1 protein-coding gene is annotated in these 1,320 nt (G+C 75.0%); it reads left to right on the plus strand.

Annotation, left to right across the window (positions count from 1 at the left end):
* Positions 1-1,176: phytoene desaturase family protein (locus tag QSG27_RS28950; protein ID WP_306712309.1), on the plus strand; the 1,176-nt coding region annotated here is incomplete at its 5' end.
* Positions 1,177-1,320: the final 144 nt, after the last annotated feature.

The raw sequence follows: 1,320 nt of genomic DNA on the forward strand, positions 1-1,320 counted from the left end.
CGCGGCGGCACCCTCCGCGCCCTGCCCGGCGACGCCGCGGGGCTGGCCGCCCTGATCGCGCAGGAGCATCCGGGCAGCGCCGCCGGGGCCGCCGCCTTTCTGGAGGAGATGCGCGCGGTGCACCGGGACCTCTACCGCGGCTGCGCCGACCGCGGCCTCCCCCACATCCCGCGCAGCGTCGAGGCCATGCGCGCCTATCCGCGGGATTGCCCGCACGCCTTCCGCTGGCTGGAGCGTGGCTTCCTGGAGATGCTGGAGCGCTACGTGCCCGGCGCCGGGGCCCGCGCGCTGCTGTCCAGCCTGACCGGCTATCTGTCGGACCGGCCGGAGCGCCTCCGCGTCCTCCAGATGGCGCCGATTTTCGGCTATTTCTTCGACGGCGGCTTCTATCCGGAGGGCGGATCGCAGCGGCTGGCCGACGCGCTGGCCGAGGCGATCCGCTCCAGGGGCGGAGAGGTCCGGCTGCGCACCCCCGTCCGCCGCATCCTGGTCGAAAAGGGCGAGGCCAAGGGGGTCGAAACCATGGAGGGCGAGCGCATCGCCGCCGCCGCGGTGATTTCCAACGCCGACGCCCGGCGGACCCTGCTGGAACTGGTCGGGGCGGAGCATCTGCCCACCGGCTACGCCGATCGCTGCCGGGCGCTTCGCCCCTCCGCCTCCGCTTTCATGGTGACGCTGGCGCTGGACATCCTCCCGGATCTGCCGGCCATGACCTTCCTGCAGGACGACCGCATGGCGCTGGCCCTGCCGTCGTCCCATGACGGAACGCTGGCGCCGCCGGGCTGCGCGTCGCTGGCGCTGATGCGGCTGGAGCCCACCGGGACGCCCTGGAACCGTTCCGCCCCGGACTACCGCGAGCGCAAGACGCGGGCGGGCGACGCCATGATCGCCGCCGCCGCGGCCCTGATTCCCGATCTGGAGCGCCACATCCTGAACCGGCAGGACGCCAGCGCCGCCACCTTCGCCCGCTACACCCACAGCACGGACGGGGCGATCTACGGCGTCGAGCCGGCGCTTCCCGGCAAGGCGCCGGTCCGCGGCCTGCTGCTGGCCGGCGGCGGCGTCTTTCCGGGACCCGGGGTGGAGGCTTGCGTCATTTCGGGCCGCCTCGCCGCGGAGGCCCTGGTGGGACCGGTGCGGGCACGGGACGCCGGGAGCGCACGCCGCGCCGCCTGACGCCCCCTTCTACAGGCGGATGCGCTCGGCGATCAGCGGCCCGGCGGGCGGAGCGGCGTCGGCCACGGTGAAGGCGCGGCGCAGCATCGCCGCCGCGTCCTCCGCCTTGGCCTCGCTGCGGGCATGGACGACGACGAGCGGGCG

Source organism: Azospirillum isscasi, from assembly GCF_030849505.1.
GTDB lineage: Bacteria > Pseudomonadota > Alphaproteobacteria > Azospirillales > Azospirillaceae > Azospirillum > Azospirillum isscasi.